Source organism: Pseudomonas sp., assembly GCF_030147005.1.
Lineage (GTDB): Bacteria > Pseudomonadota > Gammaproteobacteria > Pseudomonadales > Pseudomonadaceae > Aquipseudomonas.
Genome location: NZ_JASLAW010000111.1, coordinates 1 through 26,710 on the forward strand (window position 1 = coordinate 1; position 26,710 = coordinate 26,710).

The 26,710-nt window shown below is 56.7% G+C and carries 27 protein-coding genes, 1 tRNA gene and 2 pseudogenes; 20 read left to right on the plus strand and 10 right to left on the minus strand.

What is annotated here, in order from left to right; translation table 11 throughout:
• Positions 1-954: UDP-N-acetylmuramate dehydrogenase (murB, locus tag Q1V60_RS10140; protein WP_300629902.1), on the plus strand; the 954-nt coding region annotated here is incomplete at its 5' end.
• A gap of 69 nt (positions 955-1,023) precedes the next feature.
• On the opposite strand, the gene Q1V60_RS10145 is transcribed toward murB, so the two are convergent.
• A complete protein-coding gene (locus tag Q1V60_RS10145) occupies positions 1,024-1,695 on the minus strand; it encodes a Bax inhibitor-1/YccA family protein (protein WP_053256786.1) in 672 nt (223 codons plus the stop codon).
• 152 nt (positions 1,696-1,847) lie between these two features.
• Here Q1V60_RS10145 and Q1V60_RS10150 point away from each other — a divergent pair.
• A tRNA-Ser gene (locus Q1V60_RS10150) sits at positions 1,848-1,938 on the plus strand.
• Positions 1,939-2,064: 126 nt separating this feature from the next.
• Here the strand turns inward: Q1V60_RS10150 and Q1V60_RS10155 are convergent.
• Positions 2,065-2,329: pseudogene (locus tag Q1V60_RS10155) on the minus strand (isocitrate lyase/phosphoenolpyruvate mutase family protein); the annotation flags it as partial.
• Positions 2,330-2,763: 434 nt separating this feature from the next.
• Between Q1V60_RS10155 and Q1V60_RS10160 the strand changes: the two are divergent.
• The 3 genes from Q1V60_RS10160 to Q1V60_RS10170 all read left to right on the plus strand — a co-directional run bounded on the left by Q1V60_RS10160 (position 2,764) and on the right by Q1V60_RS10170 (position 6,124).
• Entirely contained in the window at positions 2,764-4,404 is a 1,641-nt protein-coding gene (locus Q1V60_RS10160; protein ID WP_300629910.1) for a methyl-accepting chemotaxis protein, read from the plus strand.
• A gap of 543 nt (positions 4,405-4,947) precedes the next feature.
• On the plus strand, positions 4,948-5,454 hold the full coding sequence (locus Q1V60_RS10165) for a hypothetical protein (protein ID WP_300629911.1): 507 nt from the start codon (positions 4,948-4,950) through the stop codon (positions 5,452-5,454).
• A gap of 439 nt (positions 5,455-5,893) precedes the next feature.
• A complete protein-coding gene (locus Q1V60_RS10170) occupies positions 5,894-6,124 on the plus strand; it encodes a hypothetical protein (protein WP_300629913.1) in 231 nt (76 codons plus the stop codon).
• A 22-nt stretch (positions 6,125-6,146) separates the two neighbouring features.
• Here the strand turns inward: Q1V60_RS10170 and Q1V60_RS10175 are convergent.
• Positions 6,147-6,383, minus strand: a pseudogene (locus Q1V60_RS10175) (antibiotic biosynthesis monooxygenase family protein); the annotation flags it as partial.
• Entirely contained in the window at positions 6,380-7,540 is a 1,161-nt protein-coding gene (locus Q1V60_RS10180) for a cytochrome P450 (RefSeq protein ID WP_300629915.1), read from the minus strand. The gene Q1V60_RS10180 and the pseudogene Q1V60_RS10175, both read right to left, overlap by 4 nt.
• Positions 7,541-7,614: 74 nt before the next feature.
• Between Q1V60_RS10180 and Q1V60_RS10185 the strand changes: the two genes are divergently transcribed.
• Positions 7,615-8,385: a winged helix-turn-helix domain-containing protein gene (locus Q1V60_RS10185; protein ID WP_300629917.1), complete on the plus strand. Its 771-nt coding sequence runs from the start codon at positions 7,615-7,617 to the stop codon at positions 8,383-8,385.
• 568 nt (positions 8,386-8,953) lie between these two features.
• On the opposite strand, the gene Q1V60_RS10190 is transcribed toward Q1V60_RS10185, so the two are convergent.
• Positions 8,954-9,580 (minus strand): DUF1349 domain-containing protein, encoded by a 627-nt coding sequence (locus Q1V60_RS10190; RefSeq protein WP_300629918.1) that lies wholly within the window; start codon positions 9,578-9,580, stop codon positions 8,954-8,956.
• 285 nt (positions 9,581-9,865) lie between these two features.
• On the opposite strand from Q1V60_RS10190, the gene Q1V60_RS10195 reads away from it, so the two are divergent.
• Entirely contained in the window at positions 9,866-10,258 is a 393-nt protein-coding gene (locus tag Q1V60_RS10195; protein ID WP_300629921.1) for a VOC family protein, read from the plus strand.
• Between the two features lie 33 nt (positions 10,259-10,291).
• Here the strand turns inward: Q1V60_RS10195 and Q1V60_RS10200 are convergent, their stop codons facing one another.
• Positions 10,292-10,618, minus strand: a complete 327-nt coding sequence (locus Q1V60_RS10200; protein WP_300629926.1) for a hypothetical protein — start codon at positions 10,616-10,618, stop codon at positions 10,292-10,294.
• 379 nt (positions 10,619-10,997) lie between these two features.
• On the opposite strand from Q1V60_RS10200, the gene Q1V60_RS10205 reads away from it, so the two are divergent.
• Entirely contained in the window at positions 10,998-11,363 is a 366-nt protein-coding gene (locus Q1V60_RS10205; RefSeq protein ID WP_300629928.1) for a histone-like nucleoid-structuring protein, MvaT/MvaU family, read from the plus strand.
• Positions 11,364-11,412: 49 nt separating this feature from the next.
• Here Q1V60_RS10205 and Q1V60_RS10210 read toward each other — a convergent pair whose 3' ends face one another.
• Both Q1V60_RS10210 and Q1V60_RS10215 read right to left on the minus strand, forming a co-directional pair.
• Entirely contained in the window at positions 11,413-11,886 is a 474-nt protein-coding gene (locus tag Q1V60_RS10210; RefSeq protein ID WP_300629931.1) for a DUF393 domain-containing protein, read from the minus strand.
• Positions 11,887-12,064: 178 nt separating this feature from the next.
• Positions 12,065-12,883, minus strand: coding sequence for a DUF1206 domain-containing protein (locus Q1V60_RS10215; protein ID WP_300629933.1), 819 nt, complete (start codon positions 12,881-12,883; stop codon positions 12,065-12,067).
• 168 nt (positions 12,884-13,051) lie between these two features.
• Here Q1V60_RS10215 and Q1V60_RS10220 point away from each other — a divergent pair, with 168 nt between their 5' ends.
• Both Q1V60_RS10220 and Q1V60_RS10225 read left to right on the plus strand, forming a co-directional pair.
• On the plus strand, positions 13,052-13,276 hold the full coding sequence (locus Q1V60_RS10220) for a DUF2188 domain-containing protein (RefSeq protein WP_300629936.1): 225 nt from the start codon (positions 13,052-13,054) through the stop codon (positions 13,274-13,276).
• A 337-nt stretch (positions 13,277-13,613) separates the two neighbouring features.
• The gene (locus Q1V60_RS10225; protein WP_300629939.1) at positions 13,614-13,862 is read left to right on the plus strand and encodes a CsbD family protein; all 249 of its coding nucleotides are present in this window, start codon (positions 13,614-13,616) and stop codon (positions 13,860-13,862) included.
• Between the two features lie 247 nt (positions 13,863-14,109).
• On the opposite strand, the gene Q1V60_RS10230 is transcribed toward Q1V60_RS10225, so the two are convergent.
• On the minus strand, positions 14,110-14,244 hold the full coding sequence (locus Q1V60_RS10230; RefSeq protein ID WP_256657537.1) for a hypothetical protein: 135 nt from the start codon (positions 14,242-14,244) through the stop codon (positions 14,110-14,112).
• A 355-nt stretch (positions 14,245-14,599) separates the two neighbouring features.
• Between Q1V60_RS10230 and Q1V60_RS10235 the strand changes: the two genes are divergently transcribed.
• From Q1V60_RS10235 to Q1V60_RS10250, 4 genes are all read left to right on the plus strand, one after another.
• The gene (locus tag Q1V60_RS10235; RefSeq protein WP_300629963.1) at positions 14,600-14,917 is read left to right on the plus strand and encodes a hypothetical protein; all 318 of its coding nucleotides are present in this window, start codon (positions 14,600-14,602) and stop codon (positions 14,915-14,917) included.
• A 160-nt stretch (positions 14,918-15,077) separates the two neighbouring features.
• Entirely contained in the window at positions 15,078-15,818 is a 741-nt protein-coding gene (locus Q1V60_RS10240) for a hypothetical protein (RefSeq protein ID WP_300629942.1), read from the plus strand.
• 139 nt (positions 15,819-15,957) lie between these two features.
• On the plus strand, positions 15,958-16,239 hold the full coding sequence (locus Q1V60_RS10245) for a hypothetical protein (RefSeq protein WP_300629944.1): 282 nt from the start codon (positions 15,958-15,960) through the stop codon (positions 16,237-16,239).
• A 159-nt stretch (positions 16,240-16,398) separates the two neighbouring features.
• Entirely contained in the window at positions 16,399-18,516 is a 2,118-nt protein-coding gene (locus tag Q1V60_RS10250; RefSeq protein WP_300629946.1) for a TonB-dependent receptor, read from the plus strand.
• A 28-nt stretch (positions 18,517-18,544) separates the two neighbouring features.
• Here the strand turns inward: Q1V60_RS10250 and Q1V60_RS10255 are convergent, their stop codons facing one another.
• Complete coding sequence (locus tag Q1V60_RS10255; protein WP_300629948.1) at positions 18,545-20,362, minus strand: sigma-54-dependent Fis family transcriptional regulator; 1,818 nt, start codon at positions 20,360-20,362, stop codon at positions 18,545-18,547.
• Positions 20,363-20,626: 264 nt separating this feature from the next.
• Here Q1V60_RS10255 and Q1V60_RS10260 point away from each other — a divergent pair, with 264 nt between their 5' ends.
• From Q1V60_RS10260 to Q1V60_RS10285, 6 genes are read left to right on the plus strand one after another with little or no spacing between them, the layout of a single operon-like run.
• Positions 20,627-21,721, plus strand: a complete 1,095-nt coding sequence (locus Q1V60_RS10260) for an ABC transporter ATP-binding protein (protein WP_300629950.1) — start codon at positions 20,627-20,629, stop codon at positions 21,719-21,721.
• A complete protein-coding gene (locus Q1V60_RS10265; RefSeq protein ID WP_300629952.1) occupies positions 21,721-22,818 on the plus strand; it encodes an ABC transporter ATP-binding protein in 1,098 nt (365 codons plus the stop codon). Before Q1V60_RS10260 ends, Q1V60_RS10265 begins: the two co-directional genes overlap by 1 nt.
• Entirely contained in the window at positions 22,815-23,681 is an 867-nt protein-coding gene (locus Q1V60_RS10270; protein WP_003174635.1) for a sugar ABC transporter permease, read from the plus strand. Before Q1V60_RS10265 ends, Q1V60_RS10270 begins: the two co-directional genes overlap by 4 nt.
• A gap of 10 nt (positions 23,682-23,691) precedes the next feature.
• Positions 23,692-24,492 carry a carbohydrate ABC transporter permease gene (locus tag Q1V60_RS10275; protein ID WP_300629956.1) on the plus strand — a complete coding sequence of 267 codons (801 nt, stop codon included), beginning with the start codon at positions 23,692-23,694 and terminating at the stop codon, positions 24,490-24,492.
• Between the two features lie 11 nt (positions 24,493-24,503).
• Positions 24,504-24,776, plus strand: a complete 273-nt coding sequence (locus tag Q1V60_RS10280; RefSeq protein ID WP_003232363.1) for a DUF2160 domain-containing protein — start codon at positions 24,504-24,506, stop codon at positions 24,774-24,776.
• A gap of 30 nt (positions 24,777-24,806) precedes the next feature.
• On the plus strand, positions 24,807-26,549 hold the full coding sequence (locus Q1V60_RS10285) for an ABC transporter substrate-binding protein (RefSeq protein ID WP_300629962.1): 1,743 nt from the start codon (positions 24,807-24,809) through the stop codon (positions 26,547-26,549).
• Positions 26,550-26,710 lie beyond the last annotated feature (161 nt).

Here is a 26,710-nt window from a genome sequence, read left to right on the forward strand (position 1 = left end):
GCCCAATTGTTTGCCGAGGCTCACAGTGATGCCGATATCCGCGAGGCAATCGCCTATGCCGCCACACAGGCGGTGCCGCTGTTGGTGATCGGTGGTGGCAGCAACCTGCTGTTGACCCAGGACTTACCTGCGCTGGTGTTGCGAATGGCGACCCAAGGCACTCGCGTGCTGCGCGATGATGGCGTACACGTGGTGGTCGAAGCCGAAGCGGGCGAAGCCTGGCACCCCTTTGTGTTGTGGACCCTTGAACAGGGTTTTTGCGGCCTGGAGAATCTCAGCCTGATCCCCGGCACAGTCGGCGCAGCGCCGATGCAAAACATCGGCGCCTATGGCGTTGAGATCAAGGATGTGTTTGCCGGCCTCACGGCGCTGGATCGCCGGACGGGCGAGTTGCGTGATTTCAGCCTCGACGAATGCAAGTTTGCTTACCGCGACAGCCTGTTCAAGCATGAAGTCGGGCGTTGGTTGATCCTGCGGGTGCGCTTTGCCCTGAGCCGCGCCAGTCACCTGAAACTCGACTACGGCCCGGTGCAACAGCGCCTGGCCGGGCAGGGGATTACCGCCGCCACGCCGATGGATGTGAGTCGGGCCATCTGCAGTATTCGCCGCGAAAAATTGCCGGACCCGGCCGAGCTTGGCAATGCCGGTAGCTTCTTCAAGAATCCGTTGGTGCCCCAGGCCCTGGCGACCGAGCTGAAAAGCCAGTACCCGGACCTGGTGGCCTACCCCCAGGCAGACGGGCAAGCGAAGATCGCCGCCGGGTGGCTGATCGACAAGGCGGGTTGGAAGGGCTTTCGTGACGGCGATGCTGGCGTGCATAAAATGCAGGCGCTGGTGCTGGTGAATTATGGCTCAGCTACCGGGCGGGATATTGCCGAGCTGGCGTTGCGTATTCAGCAGGACATTGCCGAGCGCTTCGGGGTCGAACTCGAGATGGAACCTAACCAGTACTGATCGTTTACCGCCCCGCCAATGAAAATGCCCCGTATCTCGCGATACCGGGCATTTTTTTAGCGCTGACAATCAGTCGTCACGGCTCATGATGCCGAAGATCTGCAACAGGCTGATAAACAGATTGTAGATCGACACATACAGGCTGATGGTCGCCATGATGTAGTTACGCTCACCACCATGGATGATGGCGCTGGTCTGGAACAGAATGCACACCGAGGAGAACAGCACGAAACCTGCGCTGATCGCCAGTTGCAGCCCGCTGATCTGGAAGAACATGCCGGCTACCACAGCCGCCAGCAGCACGAAGAAGCCGGCGGTGATGAAACCACCCAGAAAGCTCATGTCCTTGCGGCTGATCAGCACGTACGCCGACAGCCCACCAAACACCAGCGCGGTCATGGCAAATGCCGAACTGACCACTTCCGCACCGCCGGCCATGCCGAGGTAACGGTTAAGGATCGGGCCAAGGATAAAACCCATGAAGCCGGTCAAGGCAAAGGCCGAGACCAGGCCCCAGGCCGAGTCGCGCAGCTTGTTGGTCAGAAAGAACAGACCATAGAAGCCGATCAATACGACAAAGATATTCGGGTAACCGACGCGCATCTGCTGGGCCACGTAAGCCATCACGCCGCTGAATGCGAGGGTAAGGGCGAGCAGGCCGTACGTATTGCGCAACACGCGGCTGACTTCAAGCTGCTCAGCCTGCGCGTTGCCATTCACTGCGTAATTCTGTTCGCGCATGGCGACACTCCTTCAGTTTTGAAACGTTCAGTCGCAAAGATCATAACAGACGCTCTGTAACAAGCTATGCGGAGAGTTTGACAGTGTGTTTCATTCGGGTATTATGGCGCCCGCTGAGACGGGATGAGCGACTATAATCCTGTGATGCACAAGGGAAATTGGCAGAGTGGTTGAATGCACCGGTCTTGAAAACCGGCGAACGTTAATAGCGTTCCCAGGGTTCGAATCCCTGGTTTCCCGCCAAACATTGAAGATAAATCCCGCGAGCAAACGCCCGCGGGATTTTTTTTGCCTGCGATTTTTCGCAACAGTCTCTTGGATGCTTTCAGGCCAGATAAGCGCGGCCGTATAACCTTGCTGGCGAGCACTGTCAAAATAGCCCCCTTCTACATCGACCATTAGGGGGGCTGTAAGCACTCGAACCGTTGACTCGATTGTAGTAGTCAGCAGTTAGGGGAAGTTGATTGCCATCTCGGTATCCATGCACCCAAGCAACGGCCGCGCTGCTGGTCGCGACTGGCTTACTCCCCACGCTCTCGACAATACGTGCGCTGCCAGCATCGCTCACGTTGGCGAGTACCAACACATTATCTTGGTGAAGGTTGCGGAAACCGCACTCAGTGGCGCCATTCAGTGGTGTCCCGGTTAGAGAAGACAGGTGCAGATCGCGCTATCGTAAGCTGACTACCCCCGACGTCTCCACCGAGAAATCGACAGTGATTTAAGAGCTAGCGAATATAATTTATGGGGCTAGGGAGGGGTGAGTACCTACTCAAAAGTCTGCTTAAAGACGTTGCCGTACACATCCAGGCATCGCAGGGATCGAGGTAGGTGGCTTCCCCCGGAGGCTTACGCCATAGTCGCGTAGTAGCGCCCTAGACAATCGCGAGGCCCACTGCAGAACGCACGCACCGCCATGATAGCTACGCGCTATCATGGCGGTGCGTTTTGCTAACTGGATGGCCATTTTTCGTCGACGTATCGTCAAGGCGTAAGCGGGATGGGCTGGTAGCGCCGTTCGCGTCTTCCATCAACAAAGGCCTGTACAGGCCATATTCCGAGCTAGCCATGAAGAAAACGCTTACGTTAGCCACACGCATAGGGCTTAGTTTTGCAGCCATCCTGGGACTGCTCATACTGATAACCGCCATCGGCATTCAGCGCGTTGCTTTCATTGACTCCACCTTGGGCGATGTAAGCGAAAATGCCGCAAAGGTGCAGCGCTATGCCATCAATTTCCGAGGCAGCGTCCATAACAGAGCCATCGCTATTCGGGATGCTGTGCTGGTGACGACTGATACGGATTTAGCAAAACACTTATCGGAGGTCACAGCCTTGGAAAAGGCCTACTCCGATTCGGCGGCTCCGATGGATCAGTTGTTCAAGGGCGCAAGCGTAACAGGCGAGGAAATTCGATTACTGAGCGCTATCAAGGACATCGAACAACAAACCCTTAACTCCACCAGAGCGGTAATCTCCCTGCGCCAAGCTGGTGACATATCAGGAGCTCAGGCGCTGCTGATGCTTCAAACGTCTGTGGACTACAGTGAGTGGCTAAAGCGCGTAAACGCATTGATCGACTACGAGGAAGCATCTATCAAGGCAAAGCTGGGCGCAGTGCAGGCAACCGCCAGCCAGTTCAGTATGCTGATGCTTATCGCGACAGGTATCGCTTTGCTGTTGAGCATCACGTTGTCGGCTGTAATTATTCGCTTCGTTAAATCCACACTGGGCGCCGAGCCCACAGACGTCGCATTGGCTATCGAGCGACTGGCCGCTGGTGATCTGAATCAGACAATTTCCACCGACTATCCCGGCAGTGTGATGGGCATCCTGAAAGACGCGCTAGGCCATCTCGGAGAGACTATTCAGCAAGTACGTAGGGCGGCCCAAGAGGTCAATCACTCGTCCACCCAGTTGTCCGCCTCATCATCGGCTAACAATGAGCAGACCCGCTTACAAACCCGCGAAGCCGAGCAGGTAGCCGCGGCCGTAATGCAAATGGCAGCGACGGTTAATGAGGTGTCTGGATATGCCGCGCAGGCAGCTGATGCCTCCCGGTTGGCTGATACTGAAGTGGAATGTGGGAACAAATTGGTTGCGAGCACCACCCTTGCCATTGAACAGCTGGCAGTAACCCTCGAGCAGACGACGGCTACCGTAAACCAGGTATCCAAACACAGTGAAAATATCGCGACAGTGATCGACGTGATCAACTCCATCGCCTCGCAAACCAATTTACTTGCTTTGAACGCTGCTATCGAGGCAGCGAGAGCTGGAGAGCATGGTCGCGGTTTTGCGGTTGTAGCTGACGAAGTACGTTCTTTGGCCAACCGTACACAGCAGTCGACCGAGGAAATTCGGGAGATGATCACGACGCTCCAATTGGGTACCGAAACGGCATCCCAAACCATGCGCAACAGTTGCGAGTTAGTGAGCCAGACGGTCACACAAACCCGCAGTGCGCAGGAAGCGTTGGAAAGGATCAGTGAGCAGGTTTCTGCTATTAGTCATATGAACGCCCAGATCGCGAGTGCCTCCATGCAGCAAAGTAACGTAACCGATGAGGTGGCTGAAAATATCAACCGCATCCATGGCTCGGCTGTTGAGTCGGCCAACGGCGCGCGCCAAGTGGAGGCAGCTAGCATCGAGCTGTCAGATTTGGCGAATCGTCTTACAGGTAAAGTGGCGTTCTTCTCTGCGGCTTAGGTCGGTCTGCTGCATTATTTTGGCACCAAGAGGAGGAGTGGGTTGAGCCTTATATAAGAGTTCGAATCCCCTGGTTTTCCGCCAAATTAAACGAAAAAGCCTCGATGACTCGGGGCTTTTTCGTGTCTGAAGTTCGAGAAGGTTTCTGCCGCATTTGGCAGGGGGGCGAAATTCAGCCTCTTCAGTTGCTGTCGCGCATGCCATGTATGGCGACGGCGCAACATCCCTTTCATCATCCTTTCCCGTGCCTGTTGATCAGCAGGTACTCGAAAGCATGACCGACAGTCCTTTCAGCGATCTCCTCCAGCTGTTCGGCGTGTATGCGCAACCTGGTGCCACAGTAATTACCCCATCCAAACCTGCGGTCTTCGGACGAGCTTTTACTCGTCACCTTGCTGTTTTTTTACTATCATCGTTTATCTGCGCACTCAAGGAAGAGAGGCTGAGCGCCTTGAGGCTGGTAGAAATTCATACTCGATCATTGAATGAGTTACGGCTTTTACCCAGAACCTAACGACTCAGCTAACCGTAATGACCTGTTTGGTGAAACCGATGAATAAAATGTGTGGCATCGTTGCAGTGCTAGGGATTGCCCTCTCGGGATGCGCTACGAAAGCTCAAGAAAAACCTGAAGTGACACCACCTCCTGCCGTCGTCCAGCAAGAAGCGCCTGAAGCCGCACCTGCGGCACCCGCACAATCGCCTGCGCGATATAAGGCTGCATCTGCGAGCGCCAGTGCTGACGCCGCAACTCCTTACTCACCGCCGGCCGTAGAGGCGGAATCAGAGACAAACTTAAACCAAAATCGCGCCGAGCAATGCCGTAAAGAGCTGGATGTTCTAAAGGTTTACAACAAAGCGTCTTACGATAAGTACGAGGCGGAATACCAGGCCATTGCCAGCAAGACCGCTAAATACATGGAAGTTAAGGATTCACTGGGTTCCGATTTGAACTATATGGTTATGCCTGCCTATCAATTTCAAATTCGTGAGTTTTGCTTCCGAGTGAAGACCCGGCTGTCGGAGCTTGTGCTTCGCCAAGCGAAATAATGACTTCACTTCAGGGCGCGTTTTTCGCCAGTTGAGGAAGCTCTGAAAAGACTTCCCTATCTGGTGAAATACTCGCCTCGCTCGAATCGAGCGGTAAGTACCCGTAACGCGATTGCCTTCGGCGCTGCCGAGCGCGGGGAGGCATCCTTTCCCGGCAATGCCTGAGTTGAATGAGTCATTCAGGCGATCGATGCCCTGACGCGCAGCCGGCGTGTATCCGCATCGCCGCGCCCACAAAATAAGTCGAAAACGATCTCGTCGTCCTGAGGCTGAGGCTGAGGCCGAGTTCCTGTTGGATTTTGAAAGAGGGGGCTTATGTTGTGCGGGCACAGGGGATATTCGCCGGCTCGGGTAGTTATCGAATGTGCGTAGCTCAGGTAATTGAAACTTCTGCAGCCAAGCAAGAATCTCCTAAGTATCAGCCAATAGGAGATCATTTATGAATTGCTATCTGTGCGGGCTGGAAGCGAAGCAGTCCGAAGACGGTGAGCGTGGTGAGCTAGTTGACTGCTCCGACTGCGGCACGTATCGAATTTCGCGGCTGGTTCTGAAAGAACTGGAAACCAAGACATTCGAGTTCTCGAAAATGCGCGATGACCTGCACCGCCAGCGGCAGTACAACGCTACTTTGGTCGCCGAGATCAATACAGAGACGGCCATTTGGGCGTGAGTGCCTGGCGGCATTGGACGTCTCTGCCTGCTAATTGGGCCGCCCGATGTAGGTCAAGGCCGCGCCACCGCTTAATAGCTTCCTCGTCACGCCAAAATGACAGTGAGAGAACTTTTCCTGGATAACTTAGGCTTTGGAAACGCTCAACTGAGATGAAACCATTCAGCTCTGCTAGCAATGGTTTCAGCTCAGCGGCAAGGTCAAGATACCGCTGGTATTGCTCCTCATGAGGCCATGCTTCAAAGATAACTGCGATCATAGCTGAGTTTCCTGATCACGATAAAACTGAGGGATGCGACCATTAAGGGAGGGCAAATAACTCCAACGATGAGGATGAGCAGATGAGGCTGGTTGTCGATGCAGCCATGCCAAAATCGCCTCAGAAGCGATAGTCAATGCAAGTCGCTGGCCTGGACATTCATGTCGTCCTGAGCCGAAGCTGAAGATTTTTCGTTGCGTTCGTTTGACCAAGAGGCTATCGGGGTCTGGGTTCGCGTAAGAATCCCTATTGGCTGAAGCGAGCAACACTAGAACGGTATCACCTGCTTCCAAAACGCTGCCCCCGATAGTGCATCGCTTCGCAACGAATCGCCGGGTGTTTTGCACGGGCGAGTCGTAGCGCGCTACCTCTTCCACCAAGTCTGCAACGAGCATCTGCGTAGGTTGCATGTCTTTAATCAGACCAGGGTTACGATGGAGCGCGACAAGGGTATTGCCGATCAGGCCTGCGGTGGCTTCGCAGGTCTGTGACAACAGGCCGATCAGGTTAGCGATCAATGCATCATGATCTCTCCAGGCGGTGGCTTCGCATCCGCTCCAGATATGGCTCAAGAAGCGGCTACTGTCATCCTCGTTACTCAGCAGCGCGCTGAATAGTTGACTAAGTCGAGTGGCCCCGGAATTAGCTTCACCGAGTTGAATTTCGTCGCTTAACGGCGACAGGCAGGCGACAAAATCCCGTGTCAGCCTCGCTACTTCCTGTAGCCGGCTGGATGGAAGGCCTATCAAGGCGGCAATAACGGATACCGGTAACGTGAACATCAACTCATCCAGGTTTTCGAACGGGTTATCGAGGGTCTCGACCACACGTGACACGATGTCTGCGACGCTATCTGTCTCGACAGAAGCCAAGGCAGGTTCGATAGCCATCCTGGGGCACAGGTGCTGCGGGCCCTCGTTCATGCGCATCAAACGACCGAAAATCATTCCTGTCACGCCTTGCGCGATCGCGGGAGGAATCGGCTCGTTTAGCGGACGCACCCGACAGTCGGGATGCCCCAGAATTGCTTCGACAGCCTTGGCACTACTTGCAATCCATAAGCGAAGATCTGCATCGAATAGCAGGCCGTTTTGTCGCCTGAGACCTGAGTAATAAATGTAGGGATCAGTATGGGTAGCTGCTTCAAAAGGCGTCATTCCGGAAGTCCTGTTCACAAAGAACGGCTACTATCGAACATCCTCCAAGGTGACGATTCGCTCAGGAACGAAATATGGATGCTCAAAGCAATGACACCGCGATTTCTCGGGTGGCCGGCGCTATTGCCGAACCAGCGAGGACGAAAATGCTTTGTTCGCTGATGGACGGCCACGCCCGTACCAGTACCGAAATGGCTGTCATTGCCGACGTCAGTGCATCCACGGCAAGCGCGCATTTGGCAAGGCTAAAAGAGGAGGGGTTGGTAAAGTTGCACACGCAGGGCAGGCATCGTTATTACAGTCTGGCTGACGCGCAAGTGGCCCAGGCTATTGAGGCCCTCATGGTGATCAGCCAAAACGCACATACCCGATATGTGTCCACGACCCCAACCCGGTTGCAGTTCGCGCGCACCTGTTATGACCACATGGCAGGAACACTGGCTGTACAACTGCATGACCATTTCATGGAGTCAGGCTGGTTAACCGTGCCGGTGTCCGGGGAGCGTATATATCAGCTTACGATGAACGGCGAAAAAGCCATGACCGATCTCGGTATCGAGATAGAAAAAGTAAGGGCACAGCGGCGTTGTTTCGCGTGCTCCTGCCTGGACTGGAGCATGCGGCGCCCTCATCTTGCCGGTGCACTCGGAGCGGCTTTTCTAAAGACGGTCATAAGCCGCAAGTGGGTTATCCAAGACCTTGATAGTCGGGCACTCGCATTGACATCCAAGGGACGAAAGGAGCTGTCTGGCCGATTCGGGATCATGCTGGAAAACAAAGAGATGGAGAGATCAGTAGTGCAGAATGCGACACATCCCGCCGAGCTGGCTTTGCCGGCACGATAATTACTAATCCCTTCAACTAAGCATCTATCAAGAAGCGGGCATTGCTTCGCGTGCCATATCGGAAATCAACGTGTATTAGCGGGACGCTTACTGTTCTCTGGTATTGCTCTGAAGTCGGGCAAGTCCAAGATCAAGCTGGAGCGATTGCTAACTGAGCTTGGGATTTATGGTTTTAAGGACGTCTACGGTCGAATCCTGCGACGTTACCTAAGTGGCCATTCACGCATGGCTTGGGATACCTACCATCGGTTGTTGTTTTGGGCATACGCGAAGGGATGGATCTCTGCATGGTTTTTTCGCGATCTTCTATTAGGGGCTTATCTGCGGGAGGCGGCCCAACTCAGCGCCCGCAAAATTCTGAACAGGCTTAAGCGCCAGGGATCCGCGCCAAGCTTGAGTCAGGGGCAGAGAGTATCTGGCCAAAGAGAAGGAGCGAGCGCAAGCAGTCGCCAGCCGCTTACAAATAGTTTCCCAGAAGACAGGCATATGCTGGGCTATCGCCCTGATTGAAGATGATTCGATGATTGGGGCGTGCGATGAGATCATTGGCCCGTGCGAACCGATAGGCCTAGCTTAAGTCATGCAGGTCTCGCCCCAGGGGGCGTGTCAAAGACCATTCAGAAAACCTTACCTTCAACCGCTGACGCTGCGGTGTACAGCACATAGGGCCAACCCTATAGGTTTTCGCCTCTGGAAATGGTGCAAGCCTGAGCAATGGCCAAGTCACACTGTCTGTTGAGTACTGCACGCGTATCGCTCCATCGGACACGGTCATACGAAGCCAAAAGTCGTTTGGGTCGCCACAAAAGCAACTCGGCGCCCAGTCCGAGTGGCCTTGGGTCAGTACGCTACTGATCATTGGCCGTCCGTCATTAATTTCTATCCCTGCCTTGAGCCAAGTCTGTTCATCGAGCCGGACCATAATCCCCGCTTGATCGTAAAGCTCGCGAAAATCGGCGTTAACTCTGACCTGAGCCGTGAAGCCTCCTGACGTTGAGAACCCCAAGAAATGTCCGCTGTCGCGTATGAACCCGTAGTGAGTTTCACGCCAGAAATCGGTTTGGAAGTCGGTTAGCACCTCCAGGGAACCGTCTGAAAAAGTTTTACAAAGGCTCGGTTTATTTAGCCAGTCAGCAGTTCGCCAAATTGACGCTTCGAAATTCTGACTGACCGATACAATCTGCTTTTTACCCACCTGGCTACTCCATGATTTGATCGCTGAATCTCGCGATTGGAAGTCCCGCATTGCAGATAAGTTTCCTCTGCGCAAAGCGAACGTTGATGCTACCAAGCTGCATTATGGCGCTTTCGCCATTTCACAAACGCCCACGTGATCGCCGGTCGGACTCATCTCTGGCTGCGTCATGTGGAGTGACGATCTACGCAGTGCGGCAGCTTTATTGAATTGGACTTCATCTTATCCCTGCTGTCATACCTCACGAGGCCGATTAATAACGGCTGGTTGAAATGGAGAAAGCTCATGCTCAGCTACCTGTTCATTGGCGCCAACGACGTGGAAGCCTCAGCTCGGTTTTACGAGGCGGTTCTATCTCCACTTAACTATGTGATGGAATATTCTGAAGGCCATTACTGTTTCTCGCTTCCTGAGGCGCTGGACAAGTCCAATGGGCCCGGTAGCATCCACATTGCGCGACCTTTCGATGGCGAGCCGGCTTCGGTAGGCAACGGGATGATGCCGGCGCTGAGAGCCGAATCGAGAGGCCAGGTCGACGAGGTTCACACAACAGGATTACATAACGGCGGGACTGATGCGGGCAAGCCTGGCATTCGAGAGGCTTACACCGCCGACTTTTATGTCGGGTACCTCCGAGACCCTGTCGGGAACAAGATTGCGGTTTTCTTTAAAGGCTAAACAGCAATCAGCAGGCGAGCCTTTGCGCGATCGTTATCGCGCTTGATTGGCAGCGAGAGACGTATACCACTGCAAATAGGGTGTATTTTTTACATGGCATTGGTTGAAGTCGGGCGAACCGTCATCCCACCAAACCGGCCCGCGCTCACCGAGATCAACCTTGGCCTTTTGAACCTTGGCCATCGCACTTTTCAACTGCCGTTCGCTACCTGAAGCTTTCGCTGTCTTTACTTCACGACGCGCATCCATAAGTTCGTTAACCAAACTCTGCCGGAGGTCTTCGGGGAGTGAAGGGTTACTGCACCGCCACAGTTTTTCGTTGACGATGAAATAGCGGCTGTCAGGTGTTGTTGGATACACGATGGGGCTCCAAAGGGCTCGTTAAGCGGTCGTGCCACAGCTCCGGTAAAAGGCAACGCCTGCCGTGCTGGCAGGTATTTCCAGCAGTGGCTAGCCAAGTCGTCTTTCTGAGCGAGGCGCGTGCCGGTCCACGATCCTCAATACCCCCCACAACATAGAAATTGCTATCGACATCCATGCGGCGATGATGCTGAAGATTGCCATTGCAAGGCTCATAAATTTCTCCCGTTGCTTTGTCGTCTTCTACTCTCACTACTAAGTGACCTTGTTCCCTCACGTGGGATTCAATTTATTAAATGGGCATGCGTCCACACGCTTGTGGATTCATGTACGTGGCTTTTTGGTGTAACGTAACAACACATCTAGAAGAGGTTCCCAAATGTCTAAACTCGCAGAATTCCGCCGGCTGGAAAAACATCTCGCCGAACAGCTTCAGGCGCTCGAAGCCTTGAAAGGGGATGCCGGCCTTAAGAAAGAAATTGAATTCGAAACGAAGCTGCGCGATTTGCTCGCAAAATACAGCTACAGCTTGAAAGACGTGGTCAACCTTCTTGACCCACAATCCGGCCGCCGCGCTACCGTACCGGCGCCAAAAAACGCCACACGTAAGGCTCGCCAGGTGAAGGTTTATAATAATCCGCACACCGGTGAAGTGGTCGAGACTAAAGGTGGCAACCACAAAACCTTGAAGGAATGGAAAGCCAAGCATGGTGCAGACACCGTTGAATCCTGGCTGAACAAATAATCTTAGTTTGAATATAAAAGGGCCAGCGATGGCCCTTTTTTTTGGGTACTTACTTACGGGTAGTTAACTCTTTTTCAGTCAGTGGCCGGTCGCGCGCGGGCAGGTCGACTTCTGGAAGTTTACAGCTTTGGGTCCGACAGCGAGAGCTGCCATCAGGGTGCGGTAACCAGGCCAAGTGCGGACGCCAGCGGCAAAAAAGGCGGTAGCCAAGGTTAAATAGCGGCCTGGTCAGCCGCCATGACAAGGGAGCAGCCCAGATTCCGAGTCCCGCTGCTCGCCAGCTCCAGAGGGTGGCGTCCAAGCCTGTGACCCACGTTCCATCGCCGAACCTGGCGTGTAACGATGACTCCATTTGCGCAATTGTGAAATCGACAGATTTGGCATCAAAGGCAGGATGACTGATGTCAACAAAACGGAGGCGATTTGGTGATGCACGCGCACGCAGGATTTTAATCTCTCGAGCGCAGAGTGGGCATTCACCGTCAAAATAAAGCGTCAGTGGCCATTTCATTCGCTCATGCATTACAGACGTGTCCTGTACTGGTTTTGGAGAAATATGCTCAGCGGGTTCGCTGAATTTCTTCAAGGAGCCCGACGAATGCCGGGCATTTCAGGCAGATGGTAGTTCTGCCTTACGGTAGACAGAGGCTAACTCATCTTCCGAAAGCATTGCACACTTGGGTAAAAGAGCCTCCGCTTGCTCAACCCTGTGGCCCCGGTACTCCCGGCACATCCATATTGATCTTGCGCCAGAAAGCTTCAGAGAAACTGTAAGCCGAGAAGGCGATCAGTCCCAATGCCATAACGATTAGGATTAACCATCCGCCTGTCAGGCCCTGAAGCGCGTCCAGGGCTTCTTTCATACCCGGTGGATCCATGGCTTGATAATTGGAACCGCTGATTGCCAATAGCAGTGCAATCTCTAAAAAAACGACTCCACGGGCTATCAGGCCGAATCGAGACACCGGGCGGACGTAGCGCATGATGTCTTCATCGGCCTCGAAATATTTCTCGAATGACGCTTTCCATCCCTTGATGATGTGCGCAATACCTACACCAAGCGGCACGAGGGCGATCAAGTACACCAACAGGTTTGAGTGATCCCAGGACAACAACTGCGCAAGCCAGTCTTTGGTCTGCCCTCCGGAGTTGCCCGAGCTTGTAATGCCGCTGATGAGTAAACCTAACGCAAAAAACGCTAGAGCGCCGTTGACTAACCCGCCCGCCAACAGACCACCGCGAATGACCAACCCTTTGAATTTGTTGCCGTGATGATCGACATCACGCGTAGCTTGCAGAACGCGCCAGGCCGCGAATGCAAAAAGTCCCGCGACCACAAGCCCCACTAAAAAATAGCCAAAGGGTTGGCTCAGCAATGCTTCCAGGCTCTTGTGGCTGTCTTTCGGTTTCGTTGAATCTTGTGCTGCGAGCAGTGCGAAGACGCCGATGATGAAATAGAGCATACCCCGAGCGGCGTAGCCTCCCCGAGCGAGTATGACCAGGTTATGTTGCGCGGACATTCGATGTATTCCAGAGGTTTTGATACAAGAGCAGACCCCTATCGCAGGGTGGGGTTCTATTACTCAGTTGAAGCACAGCCCAATCCTTGTGCCGTGTGCAGTTTTTCAAACTCCCGCGATGCCGGGTGGTCAACCAGATACAAGCCTCTTGAACACACGGGTGTACGAATGGATAACTACCACATCACGAAAACCGAGAAACTATGGGCGCTGGTTAAAGAGGGCGCGCAACGTCCTTCCAAGACAGCATCCACAAAAGCCGAGATCACGGCGATAGCCAGTGAATTCCTTCAGGGCAAAACGGCCTCGCTCAAGATTCACAAAGAGGACGGAACGATCCAGGAGGAACGCACTTTTCCTCGCGCAGCAGACCCAAGAAAAACCAAAGGCTGATTCGAACGCTGCCAGCTATTGAGCGGTTGCCGATGCGTGTTTGCGCATGGGCTTTCGCGCTCATATACGCCCGGCCAGCGACGAGCAGCTTTGCAATGCGCACGGCCAACCCAGGGAATTAATTGAAGATGATCGCATGCCTCGGTTGGGGCTCTTTAATCTGGAAACCTGACACATTGCCACTGGCTGGCGAAACCGCTTCGAGACCTGGATAGCGCACATGATTAGCTCATCAACTTGAACTAATCCTGGCGCCCATCCCCCTAACGCTGTGCAGAAAGTCGCTGGCTCGGGTTGAGCCCGAGCTATCCAATCACACGCTAAGGCTGGGTAAATCATGAAAAGTGAACAGGTGGAAGGTATTGTAGAAAAGGTCGCCGGCAAGGCACAGAGCGCGGCAGGCAAACTGTTTGGTGATTCGACGCTGGAAGCTGAAGGCGCTGGTCGTCAAGCGGCTGGTCAGTTGACCCAAGCCTACGGCGACGCGCTGGACAGCGTATCTACATTCGTTAAGGAAAAACCAGTGGCTGCAATCGCGATTGGTGCGGTTGCTCTGCTGGTGCTTGAGCGTCTGCTGCGCCGCTGAAATTTACCGCTGGGCCGCTGCAGCTAACCGTAACGCTTCCCTTGTACTCTCTGTTTTGATCGAATCAGAGAGTGTGAGGGCGGCCGAGTTGCTTCCGAGACCTTGACGAAGCGATCCACGGAGGCTGTGCGAAACAGCACTCTGAATCACGGAAACCGAACCAGACTTTAGAAGTCTCGCGCACGCCGAGGCTTATGCAGGGCGCCAACGGCCGGCTGTCGCGCCAGGCCGTGGGCAGAATGGATCATCACTCGACCGTGCAAATCCAGCGATGATTATGGCGATAGGGCGCGCGCGTGAAGTGAACGTCTGAAACCAGATTCAGCCCGCGCTCTTTCAGTGCTTCGGTCAGTTGTACGAGTGTCTCTGCTTGGATAGTCATTTCTGTTACCTCGTCAGATTTACTGCGCTCATAATTCTTGACCGAGCGGGTAACTTGCTAATTCAAATTTTCTGTAAAATTGTTTAATGCGCTCCCGCCATACGCACGCTGTCGCGGAATAATTGAGTATGATCACCCCGCGCGCCTATTCGGTCGCTAAGCTTCACCCCCTCTGAAAGGACATGAGCATGGCAAAGCATTTCGGTAATTCAGGCCTTTTCAAAATCACTTCGTATCTCTGCACCGACTCCCTGGGCTGCGGCATTGCCAGCTGGGAGCTGAAAAATAGCGCGTTGAATACGAAGGAGTTTTTGATATGTCCAAAGAATTACTCGGAGTTTCTGCTCTAGGGTTGATGATCGTCGGTGAGTTTTGTGCAATTTACAGTGAGGTGATAACTGCCAGGCTTGCGCAAACAGGCAATGGTTCATGGGAGGCATTTGTGCTTCCCGTTGTGGTTATGTGTTTTGCCGGGATGTGTCTGCTGGGCGCCTATTGGCTGGGATATCTTGCTGTCGGTGATATCTGGATTGTCACCGTAGTTTCAGTCACGTCGTTGCTGCTGCTTGAGCCGATAGTGGTCTGGTCCCTGTTTCATGAGGCGCCTGGGCGAGGCGCGTTGATCGGTTTCTGCCTGGGTGCCTTGGGGATGCTTGCCACGGTGCTGCTGTAGCCTGGACCGTTGACCCGGCAAGCCAATGCTGGGTCGGCAACCGCGGGTAGGCCAATGCTTATCTCAACCCGCACGGCTGCACTTTTTTCCATTCTTCTGATCTACCTCTGTCCCAGCCACCCGATTCCGACGGGTGGCCAACAGCCATAGACCGGTACCGATGGATCGAACGTTAACTGTTTTTATCACCCGATGGCCGCTGTTGCTGGCTGCCGCGCTGGCGCTGTGTGCCGTCGGTTGCAGCCAGCAACAGGGGCGCGACATTGCCAGACAGTTCAGCGATGGCAAGCCCGATGAGTTTTTTCAAACCAGCGTTGATCGCATGGCCACCCTGGGCATGCGCGATAACCTGCAAAGCCTCTATCTGCTGATGAGCAAGCTTTACCTGCGCAACCCCAACCAGTGGCGCCAGTCCGGTTATCCGGATGCGGTGACGGCCGCGCGTACGATTCGTCAGGCTATCGAAAACCGGCAGCCATTGCCCGCGCTGGGGGAACGTCGTGATCTGGCGGCCTTGAGTTACTCCTTGAGCCCGGAGTTTCGCGGTGATCGGGTCGGGGCGTTCATCTACGCGATCGGCAGCATGCTCGTGACCGCACACGGTGGGCGGACACAATTTTATGTGACCGACTCGATCAACCCGCAGTTTGTCAGCAACGCCGCACGCAATATCGAGAAAGCCACTTGGTTGCTCGGCCAGCGCCAGGACGCCAATGGCGTGTTGCTGCTGTTTTCCAATGAAATATCGGAGGAGGGCAGTAACCTCAGTTTCGCCGTGGAGTTCGGCAAAATCGTCGCGCGCCTGGACCTGCTGACTCAGATACTCGATGAGCGTTACCGCCGCATTGGCCTCAACTATGCGCAAAGTCTGTTGCTGATGAATTTCTTGCCCGTGCAGTGACACGCGGCTGCATGGCGTGGCCAATGGGTACGGCGTTTCCCTATCCTTTGTAGGAAGTTGCCTATCGTGCTCTGCACCGCTTGAAACACGCCCCCGGTCAGCCCTAGCCTCGGACTTTTCTTAAACATGAGTGCCTACCTTGGGTAAGCGAAAAACGGTTTGGCCTACTGATCGCGAAATCCGTCTGCGATTTATTCTTTTTGCTGTCATCGACGCTGCGAGTGCTCAAGGGGTCGCTTCGCAGGTGTTGTTATCCGCGCATAAATTGCTGCGCGACTCGCCCACGGAGGCGCAACTGCGCGACATGCTTGGCGAAATTCTGGCCACCGAGGAGATGTCTGGTTTCAGGTTCCCCGTGGGTTCGGACGCTGATGATCTTATGCAGACGCTGGAGTTGCCGGGCACACAGGGCAATGACTGATCACTCAGTGCTCGTGTGAGTAAATAATCCTGGTCCGATACGGAGGTTGGAAGCGCCTGTGCTTCAGTCACGCGTGACCTGGCGGGGGCAGGGGGCTTCCCATGACTGTTCGCGTGCCGGCACTGCCGCCCACGCTCCCGTATATCCAAGGACCTGTCCATGCTGTTGCGACCTCCTGCGCTTCTTTTCGCCGCCCTGAACCTCAGCTCATTGGTACAGGCCGAAGACCTGCAATTGGCGCCGGTCGAAGTCACGGCGACGCAGGCCACCCCCGGCGAAATCGCCCAGGCACAGCTCAAAAGCGTACCCGGCGGCACTAACTTCATCGACATGGGCAGCGTGCAACAAGGTCGGGTGAGCACCAACGAGGATGTCTTCAAGTACCAGGCCGGGGTGTACGCCAAGGCGGCGAATAACGAAGGCGTCAAGTTGTCCATTCGCGGTTCGGGCTTGAACCGCAGCCCCGGCTCCCATGCCTCCGGGCTGTATGAAATGTTCGATGGCCTGCCGCTCACCGGCCCCGGCGGCACCCCCTATGAACTCAAGGACCCGCTATGGCAGAGCCGGGTAGAAGTGCTGCGCGGCGCCAACGGCTTCGATCAGGGCGCATTGGCCCTGGGTGGCGCGGTCAACTATGTCACCCACACTGGTTTTGACGCGCCTGAATTGCAAGTGCGCTATGAGGCGGGCAGCCGTGGTTACGCCCAGCGCGAGATCAGTTCCGGCCAAGTGCTTGGCGATGCCGATTACTACATCAGCCTCACCGATTCAGCGTCCGACGGTTACCAGCACCAGAGCGCCGGAACCGGCAAGGGTATCGCGGCCAACTTCGGCTATCGCTTCAACCCGAACCTGGAAACACGCTTCTATTTTCGCTACCGCGAAACCACCAATGACACCCCCGGCAAGCTCACGCGCGACCAGATCAGCCATGACCCGCGTGCCGCCAACAGCCTCAACGCCGCCCGCGACTCCAAACGCCTGCAACCGGGGTCCACCTGGCTTGCCAACAAGACCACCTTGCAATTGGATGACGCTTCGCGGGTCGAAGTCGGGCTGGCCTATCACGACTACCCGATGGACCTGCGCGAAGGCACCAATCGCCTGAAAGTCGCCTACACCGACGTCAGCGGCACCCTCAACTACATTCGCCAGGACAGCTTGTTCGGCCACGACAGCACCACCACGATCGGCCTGCGCACCACTCAGGCGATGCCTGATAATGGCGCCTCGGAGTACGTGCGAGTCCCGGCCGGTAATACGGCGGGCTACGCGCCCGGCACCAAGACCCGTGACTACACCTACCTGGGTTCCGACACCGTGCTGCATATCGGCAACGACCTGGAGCTGGTCCCTGACCTGTGGCTGACCACTGGCCTGGCCGCGATCTATACCCGCCGCGAAACCCAAGTCACCTATCCGGACGGCCAGGCACCGACCCGCCAACAGGATTGGGACTACGCGCCACGTATCGGCCTGCGCTATGACTTCACCCCGCAGTTGCAGGTGTACGCCAACCTGAGCCGCTCGGTGGAGCCGCCGCACGCCTGGTCGATGATCTGGGGTTCCAATAAATACTTCGGTACCGGCAGTGGCGCGGCCACAGGCTTGCAGCGCGAAGGCGTGAAATTGCGCAACCAGACCGCGACGACCCTGGAAGTGGGTGGGCGCGGTGAGGCCTGGCTCGGCGAGTGGGACCTGGCGCTCTACCGCTCCGAAGTCCGCCACGAGCTGTTGACCGTGGAAACCCGGGCCCAGAGCGCGACCGGCAATGCCATCGTCGCCGAAGCCAATGCCAGCCCCACCGTGCATCAAGGCGTGGAACTGAGCCTGCTCAGCCCGCTGTGGGACGGCGGTCGCAACGGCCGGCTTGCGCTGCGTCAAGCCTATACCCTCAGCGACTTCCACTACCGCGACGATGATCGCTTCGGCGACAACACCTTGCCCGGCATTCCCAAGCACTACTACCAGGCGCAGCTGCGCTACAGCCACCCGAGCGGTTTCTACACCAGCCTCGACACCGAGCACGCCTCGCGGGTGGCGGTGGACTACGCCAATTCTTACTACGCCGCGGCCTATACCACCCTCGGCGCCACGTTCGGCTACGATGCGCCCAGGCAGGACTGGCAGGCCTGGGTCGACCTGCGCAATCTGACCAATCGGCGTTATGCCAATACCGTTACGCCAGGCTATGACGACAGAGGCCTGGATGTCGCCCGCTCCACCCCGGCGGATGGCCGTGGCCTCTACACCGGCGTGTCGTGGCGTTGGCGCTGAGGGCGCATCGGCAGGCGCGAGCGCCTACTCAGCCTTCGTTCCGGCGCAGGCGTTTGTACAGGGTATTGCGGCTCACCCCGAGTTCGCGGGCGAGGTGAGATATGTTGCCGCCCGCCGCCTTCAAGCGTTGCGTCAGGTCGATGCTGTCATCCATGCGCTCATAGGCAGGCTCCGGCGCCGGCCTGTGCAAATCCACAAAAAAGTCATCGGGCAGATGCTCCGGGCGGATCGGCTGTTCTTCGGCCATCGCCAACGCTACCTGCAACACACTGCTCACCTGGCGCAAATTGCCTGGCCACGGGTGTTGTTCGAACAGCTTCAGCACGTCGGCACTCAGCCCGGCCCACTGGGTGGGGTCGCGGTGTTGCTGCCACAGTTGCTGGAACAACGCCTGCTTGTCGCTGCGCTCGCGCAACGGCGGCAGTTCCAGGGTCAGGCCGCCAATGCGGTAATACAAATCCTCACGAAAGCGCCCGGCTTGCACCAGTTCCCGTAGCGCTCGGTTGGTCGCCGAGATGATGCGCAAGTCCACCGGGAACACCTCACTGCTGCCCACCGGTTGCACACAACGTTCCTGCAGCACCCGCAGCAGCCGAGCCTGGGTCGGCAACGGCATATCACCGATTTCATCGAGAAACAGCGTGCCCTTGTCGGCCTTGCGGATCAGGCCGATGCTGCCTTTTTGACTGGCGCCGGTAAACGCGCCTTTTTCATAGCCAAACAGTTCCGATTCCACCAGTTCAGCCGGAATGGCCGCACAGTTCACTGCGATCAATGCCTGTCGGCTACGGGAGCTGGCCTGGTGCAGGGCTTTGACGAACACCTCTTTGCCCACGCCGGTCTCGCCGTGGATCAACAACGGTATGTCCTTCTCAAGCAGGCGTTCGGCCTGGCGCACGGCTTTCTCCACGCGCATATCACCAAAATGCAGGGTCTGGAGGCTGACTGCGGTCGGTTTGGACGGCGCGGGTTCATTGAACATTCTCGCCTGTACCGGCATCTGCCTGGGTCGTTTGAGCAGGCATTGGAAGCGATTGCGTCCCGCCGCCTGCAGGGAGAACGGCAGCCCCTCCGGCTGATTCAACAACTCCAGCAGCGACACCTTGAACAAACTGTCGATCATCACCCGCGACAAGCTGATGCCCAGTAGGTTATCCGCGCGCCGGTTGGCCGACAGCACCTGGCCGCTTTCATCAAAGATCAGCAGGCCTGCCCACTGACTGTCGAGGTTGCTCAGGCCGGTGTTGAACGTGAGCTGGAAATGCTCGCCGCGAAACAGGTTGAGGATCAGCCGGTTTTCCACGGTCTGGCTCATCATCTTGACCATGCCCAGGGTGTGGGAGGGCGGCAGGTAGCTGTCGCTGGACACATCCAGCACCGCAATGATCTCGCGTTGGGCGTCGAAAATCGGCGCCGCCGAACCGGTCATGAAGCGGTTGGCCTTGAGAAAGTGTTCGTCGTGCTCGATGTGCACGGCCTGGGCGCAGGCCAATGCGGTGCCGATGGCGTTGGTGCCGCTGGCGCGTTCCATCCAGCTGGCGCCCGCGCTGAAACCACGGGCCAGCCCGGGCTCGATAAAACGCTGGGTGCCCCACGACGTCAGCACCTGGCCCTGGTTGTCGGCCAGCATGATCAGGCAGTTGGAATTGCTCAGGATGTTTTCGTAATAGGGCAACACTTCCTGGTGAGTGGTCTGCACCAGTGAATGCTGGCTCTCCAGCAATTGCCGAATGCCCTCGGCGGGCAGTTGATCGAAGCTGGGGACGCTTTGGTGATCCAGCCCGAACGCGCGGCAACGGCGCCAGGATTCCTGGATGAGGGTGTCGTGAGCCAATGGTTCGGCCATGGTGTGACCTTCTTTTTATTGTTGTTGGGTCTTGCACGCTTTACCTGGAGCGACCGAGTCATCAGTCCATCTTCAGCGCCTATAAAGTGTTGTTCACAACTGTTCATTGTCAACCCCCTGAATGTTCAGTTGTTCAGTTCACGTGTTCACTGGTGAACGTCCCTTTCAACCTATGTTGTTGTGAATCATGGACTTGCCATTTTTGGCACGAAACTCGCTGTGATAGCGGGCCAGATTCATTCCAATAATAAAAAAGGTCGTGTCATGTCATTGACCCTGGAACATGTCTCCCGCGTTGTCGAAGGCCAAACCTGGATCGACGACGCCAGCCTGCGTTTCGAAGCCGGTTCCTTCAACGTATTGCTCGGCCGCACCCTGTCCGGCAAGACCAGCCTGATGCGCCTGATGGCCGGTCTGGACAAGCCCGACACCGGCCGCATCCTGATGAACGGTGTGGATGTGACGCAAAAACCGGTGCGCTTGCGCAACGTGTCGATGGTGTATCAGCAGTTCATCAACTACCCGACCATGACCGTGTTCGAAAACATCGCCTCGCCCCTGCGCCAGGCCGGTGTGTCCCATGAGCAAATCCAGAGCAAGGTGCTGGAAACGGCGCGGATGCTGCGCATCGAAAAATTCCTGCAACGCCACCCGCTGGAATTGTCCGGCGGCCAGCAGCAGCGTACGGCCATGGCCCGCGCGCTGGTGAAGGATGCCGAGCTGATTCTGTTCGATGAGCCGTTGGTGAACCTGGACTACAAGTTGCGCGAAGAACTGCGCCAGGAAATGCGCGAACTGTTCAAGGCGCGCCACACCATCGCCATTTACGCCACCACAGAGCCGAACGAAGCCCTGGCCCTTGGCGGTACCACCACTATTCTTCACGAAGGCCGGGTGATTCAGAGCGGCAAGGCCGCCGAGGTCTATCACCAGCCGCAAAGCGTATTGGCCGCCGAGTTGTTTTCCGAACCGCCGATCAACCTGATGCCGGGGCGCATCAGCGGCAACGAAGTGAGTTTCGCCAACTTCGTGCACTTCCCGCTCAATGTTGACCTGCGTCCCATCGGCGAAGGCGAATTCCGCTTCGGCGTGCGCCCCAGCCATATCAGCCTGGTGCCGAGCAACGACGATGACCTCGAACTGGCGGTGACCGTGGAAGTTGCCGAGATCAGCGGTTCGGAAACCTTTCTGCATGTGCGCAGCGAACACTTCCTGCTGGTGCTGCACTTGCCGGGGGTGCATGAGTACGACGTCGATGCGCCGATCCGTGTGTATATCCCCACTCATAAACTGTTTGTGTTCGATGGTCAGGGGCGTTTGGTCCAGGCCCCCGGGCGACGTATCGCGAGGGTTGCCTGATGGCCGAGATCCATTTGCAGAACCTGGCGCACAGCTACAGCCCTACGCCGAGCGGCCCTGAGGATTACGCGATCCGGGAAATGAACCATGTGTGGGAGCAGGGCGGTGCCTACGCCTTGCTCGGGCCGTCGGGGTGCGGCAAGTCGACCTTGCTTAACATCATTTCCGGCCTGCTCAGCCCGTCCGAGGGCCAGGTGTTGTTCGACACCCAAGTGGTCAACGACCTCACCCCGGAAAAGCGCAATATCGCCCAGGTGTTCCAGTTCCCGGTGGTGTACGACACCATGACGGTGTTCGATAACCTGGCGTTTCCCTTGCGCAACCAAGGCATGGCCGAGGCGAAAATCCATAGCAAGGTGCAGGAAATCGCCGAAGTCCTCGACCTGCAAAACCTGCTGACCAAAAAAGCCCGCAACCTCAGCGCCGACGAAAAACAGAAAGTTTCCATGGGCCGTGGCCTGGTGCGCGACGACGTGTCGGCGATTCTGTTCGATGAACCGCTGACAGTGATCGACCCACACCTGAAGTGGAAACTGCGGCGCAAGCTCAAGCAGATTCACGAGCAGTTCAATATCACCATGGTCTACGTTACCCACGACCAGTTGGAAGCCTCTACCTTCGCCGACAAAATCGCGGTGATGTACGGCGGGCAGATCGTGCAGTTCGGTACACCGCGCGAATTGTTCGAGCGGCCGAGCCACACCTTTGTCGGCTATTTCATCGGCAGTCCTGGGATGAATCTGATCGAGGTGCAGGCCGAGGCGGGCGGTGTGCGGTTTGCCAACACTTCTTTGCCGTTGTCCGACGCCTTGCAGCAACGCCTCGCCGCCACCGATTACAAAAAACTCCAGGTGGGTATTCGCCCGGAATTCATCCATGTGTGGGATGAGCACAACCCTGACGCCTTGCAGGCCGACGTCACGCATGTGGAGGACCTCGGCACCTACAAAATCATGACCCTCAATCTCGACGGCGCCACGCTCAAAGTGCGCCTGGCCGAAGATAAACCGGTGCCTGAAGGCCGCGCCTGCATCAGCTTCCCCGCGCAATGGCTGATGCTCTACGCCGACGACTACCTGCTGGAGGTGCTGCCATGAACAAGGTGCAAAACAACAAGGCCTGGTGGCTGGTGTTGCCGGTGTTCCTGCTGGTGGCGTTCAGTGCGGTGATCCCGATGATGACGGTGGTCAATTATTCGGTGCAGGATATTTTTGACCAGTCCAGCCGCTACTTCGTCGGCGCCGACTGGTACAAACAGGTGCTGCTCGACCCGCGCCTGCACGACTCGCTGTTGCGCCAGTTCATCTATTCGGCCTGTGTGCTGTTGATCGAAATCCCCCTGGGCATCGCCATCGCCCTGACCATGCCGACCAAGGGGCGCTGGTCGTCGCTGGTGTTGATCGTGCTGGCGATTCCCTTGCTGATTCCGTGGAACGTGGTCGGCACCATCTGGCAAATCTTCGGCCGCGCCGATATCGGCCTGCTCGGCTACAGCCTCAACGCCCTGGGCATCAGCTACAACTATGCAGCCAATACGGCGGACGCGTGGGTCACGGTGCTGGTGATGGATGTGTGGCATTGGACCTCCCTGGTGGCGCTGCTGTGCTACTCGGGGCTGCGGGCGATTCCGGATGTGTACTACCAGGCCGCGCGCATCGATCGCGCATCGGCCTGGGCGGTTTTCCGACATATCCAGCTGCCCAAGATGAAAAGCGTGCTGTTGATCGCGGTGATGCTGCGCTTTATGGACAGTTTCATGATCTACACCGAACCGTTTGTGCTGACGGGCGGCGGGCCGGGGAATGCCACTACGTTCCTGAGTCAGACCTTGACCCAGATGGCCGTGGGCCAATTCGACCTCGGCCCGGCGGCGGCGTTTTCGCTGGTGTACTTCCTGATCATCCTGTTGGTGTCCTGGCTGTTCTACACCGCCATGACCCACTCCGACGCCAACCGCTGAGGCCGCCAACATGAGCAAGCGCAAGGTTATTCCACTGCTGATCTACATCCTGTTCCTGTTGGTGCCGATCTACTGGCTGCTGAACATGTCGTTCAAGAGCAACACCGAAATCCTCGGCGGCTTGACCCTGTTTCCGCATGATTTCACCCTGGCCAACTACAAGGTGATCTTCACCGACCCCAGCTGGTACACCGGCTACCTTAACTCGCTGTACTACGTGAGCCTGAACACGGTGATTTCCCTGAGCGTGGCATTGCCGGCAGCCTACGCGTTTTCGCGCTACCGTTTCCTGGGCGACAAGCACCTGTTCTTCTGGCTGCTGACCAACCGCATGGCGCCGCCGGCGGTGTTTCTGCTGCCGTTTTTCCAGCTGTATTCGTCCATCGGCCTGTTTGATACGCATATCGCGGTGGCGCTCGCGCACTGTTTGTTCAACGTGCCGCTGGCGGTGTGGATTCTTGAAGGTTTCATGTCCGGCGTGCCCAAGGAAATCGACGAAACCGCCTACATCGACGGCTATTCGTTCCCCAAGTTTTTCGTGAAGATCTTCATCCCGCTGATCGGTTCCGGCATCGGCGTCACGGCGTTCTTCTGCTTCATGTTTTCCTGGGTTGAACTGTTGCTGGCGCGCACCTTGACTTCGGTCAATGCCAAGCCCATCGCGGCGGTGATGACCCGCACGGTGTCGGCCTCGGGTATCGACTGGGGCGTACTGGCGGCGGCGGGGGTGTTGACCATTCTGCCGGGCATGCTGGTGATCTGGTTTGTTCGTAACCACGTGGCCAAGGGCTTTGCCCTGGGCCGGGTCTAGAGGAATCGATGATGGAATGGATGGCCTGGACCACCCCCACTGCACTGTTCTTTGGCGGCATCGCGCTGATCCTGGCGGGCATGACCACCTGGGAACTGCGCTCGCCGAGCATCCCTCGGCGCGGTTTTTTACCGATCAGCACCACCCGTGGTGATCGCTTGTTTATCGGTCTTCTCGGCAGCGCCTACCTGCATTTGCTGGTCATCGGCGTTACCGACTGGAGCATCTGGGTGGCGTCCGCGCTCTCCCTGGTATGGCTGTTGAGTGTGATGCGCTGGGGCTAGTGCCCTTAAAAAAACAACCAGGAGGTCTCTATGTTGAATAAAAACAATAAGCTGCGACATAGCATTTCATTGGCCGCCGTACTGGCCCTCAGCGGTTTGAGTGCCTCGGCCTGGGCCGATGCGTATGAAGATGCCGCGAAAAAATGGATCGGCAGCGAGTTCAAACCGTCGACCCTCACGGCCGAACAGCAATTGGAGGAGTTGAAGTGGTTTATCAAGGCCGCCGAACCCTTCCGTGGGATGAAGATCAACGTGGTGTCGGAAACCCTCACCACCCACGAGTATGAGTCCAAGGTGCTGGCCAAGGCCTTCAGTGAAATCACCGGAATCAAGCTGACCCACGACCTGCTGCAGGAAGGCGACGTGGTGGAAAAGCTGCAAACCCAGATGCAGTCCGACAAGAATATCTATGACGGCTGGGTCAACGACTCGGACCTGATCGGTACGCACTTTCGCTACGGCAAGACCGAATCCATCACCGACCTGATGGCCAACGAAGGCAAGGACTTCACCTCGCCGACCCTGGACCTCAAGGACTTTATCGGCCTGTCCTTCACCACCGCACCGGACGGCAAGATCTACCAGTTGCCCGACCAGCAGTTCGCCAACCTTTACTGGTTCCGCGCCGACTGGTTCGAGCGCCCGGACCTGAAAGCCAAGTTCAAGGAAAAATACGGTTACGACCTCGGCGTGCCGGTGAACTGGTCGGCCTATGAAGACATCGCCAAATTCTTCAGCGAAGACGTCAAGGAAATCGACGGCAAGCGCATCTACGGGCATATGGACTACGGCAAGAAAGACCCGTCCCTGGGCTGGCGCTTCACCGATGCCTGGTTCTCCATGGCCGGCGGCGGCGACAAGGGCTTGCCCAACGGTTTGCCGGTGGACGAGTGGGGCATTCGCGTGGAGGATTGCCACCCGGTGGGCTCCAGCGTCACCCGAGGCGGCGACACCAACGGCCCGGCGGCGGTGTTCGCCACGCAGAAATACGTGGACTGGATGAAGGCCTATGCGCCGCCGGAAGCGGCCGGCATGACCTTCTCCGAATCCGGCCCGGTGCCGTCCCAGGGCAACATCGCCCAGCAGATCTTCTGGTACACCGCGTTTACCGCCGACATGGTCAAACCGGGCCTGCCGGTTGTGAATACCGACGGCACGCCGAAATGGCGCATGGCGCCGTCGCCGGTCGGGCCATATTGGGAGAAAGGCATGAAGAAAGGTTATCAGGACGTGGGTTCCTGGACTTTCCTGAAGTCGACCCCGGAAAAACAGAAACTCGCCGCCTGGCTCTACGCGCAGTTCGTCACCTCCAAAACCGTGTCGTTGAAGAAGACTATCGTCGGGCTTACGCCGATTCGTGAGTCCGATATCAACTCTCAGGCCATGACCGACATGGCACCGAAACTCGGTGGCCTGGTGGAGTTCTATCGCAGCCCGGCGCGCACCGAGTGGTCGCCGACCGGCACCAACGTGCCGGACTACCCACGCCTGGCGCAACTGTGGTGGAGCAACATCGCCGCCGCTGCCAGCGGCGAGAAAACCCCGCAGCAGGCCCTGGACAACCTGGCCAAGGAACAGGACGCGATCATGACACGCCTGGAACGTTCCAAAGTGCAGCCGGTGTGCGGCCCGAAAATGAACCCCGAGCGCGATGCGCAATACTGGTTCGACCAGCCGGGCGCGCCCAAGCCGAAACTGGCCAACGAGAAGCCCAAAGGCGAAACCGTGAGCTACAACGACCTGCTCAAGCAATGGGAGGCGGCGCGCAAATAACAACACAACCCCCTGTGGCGAGGGAGCTTGCTCCCGCTGGACTGCGTAGCAGCCCCAATCTTCCAAACAAAGATCGGGGCAGCTTCGCGACCCCGGCGGGAGCACAAATAACAACACAACCCCCTGTGGCGAGGGCGCTTGCTCCCGTCGGACTGCGTAGC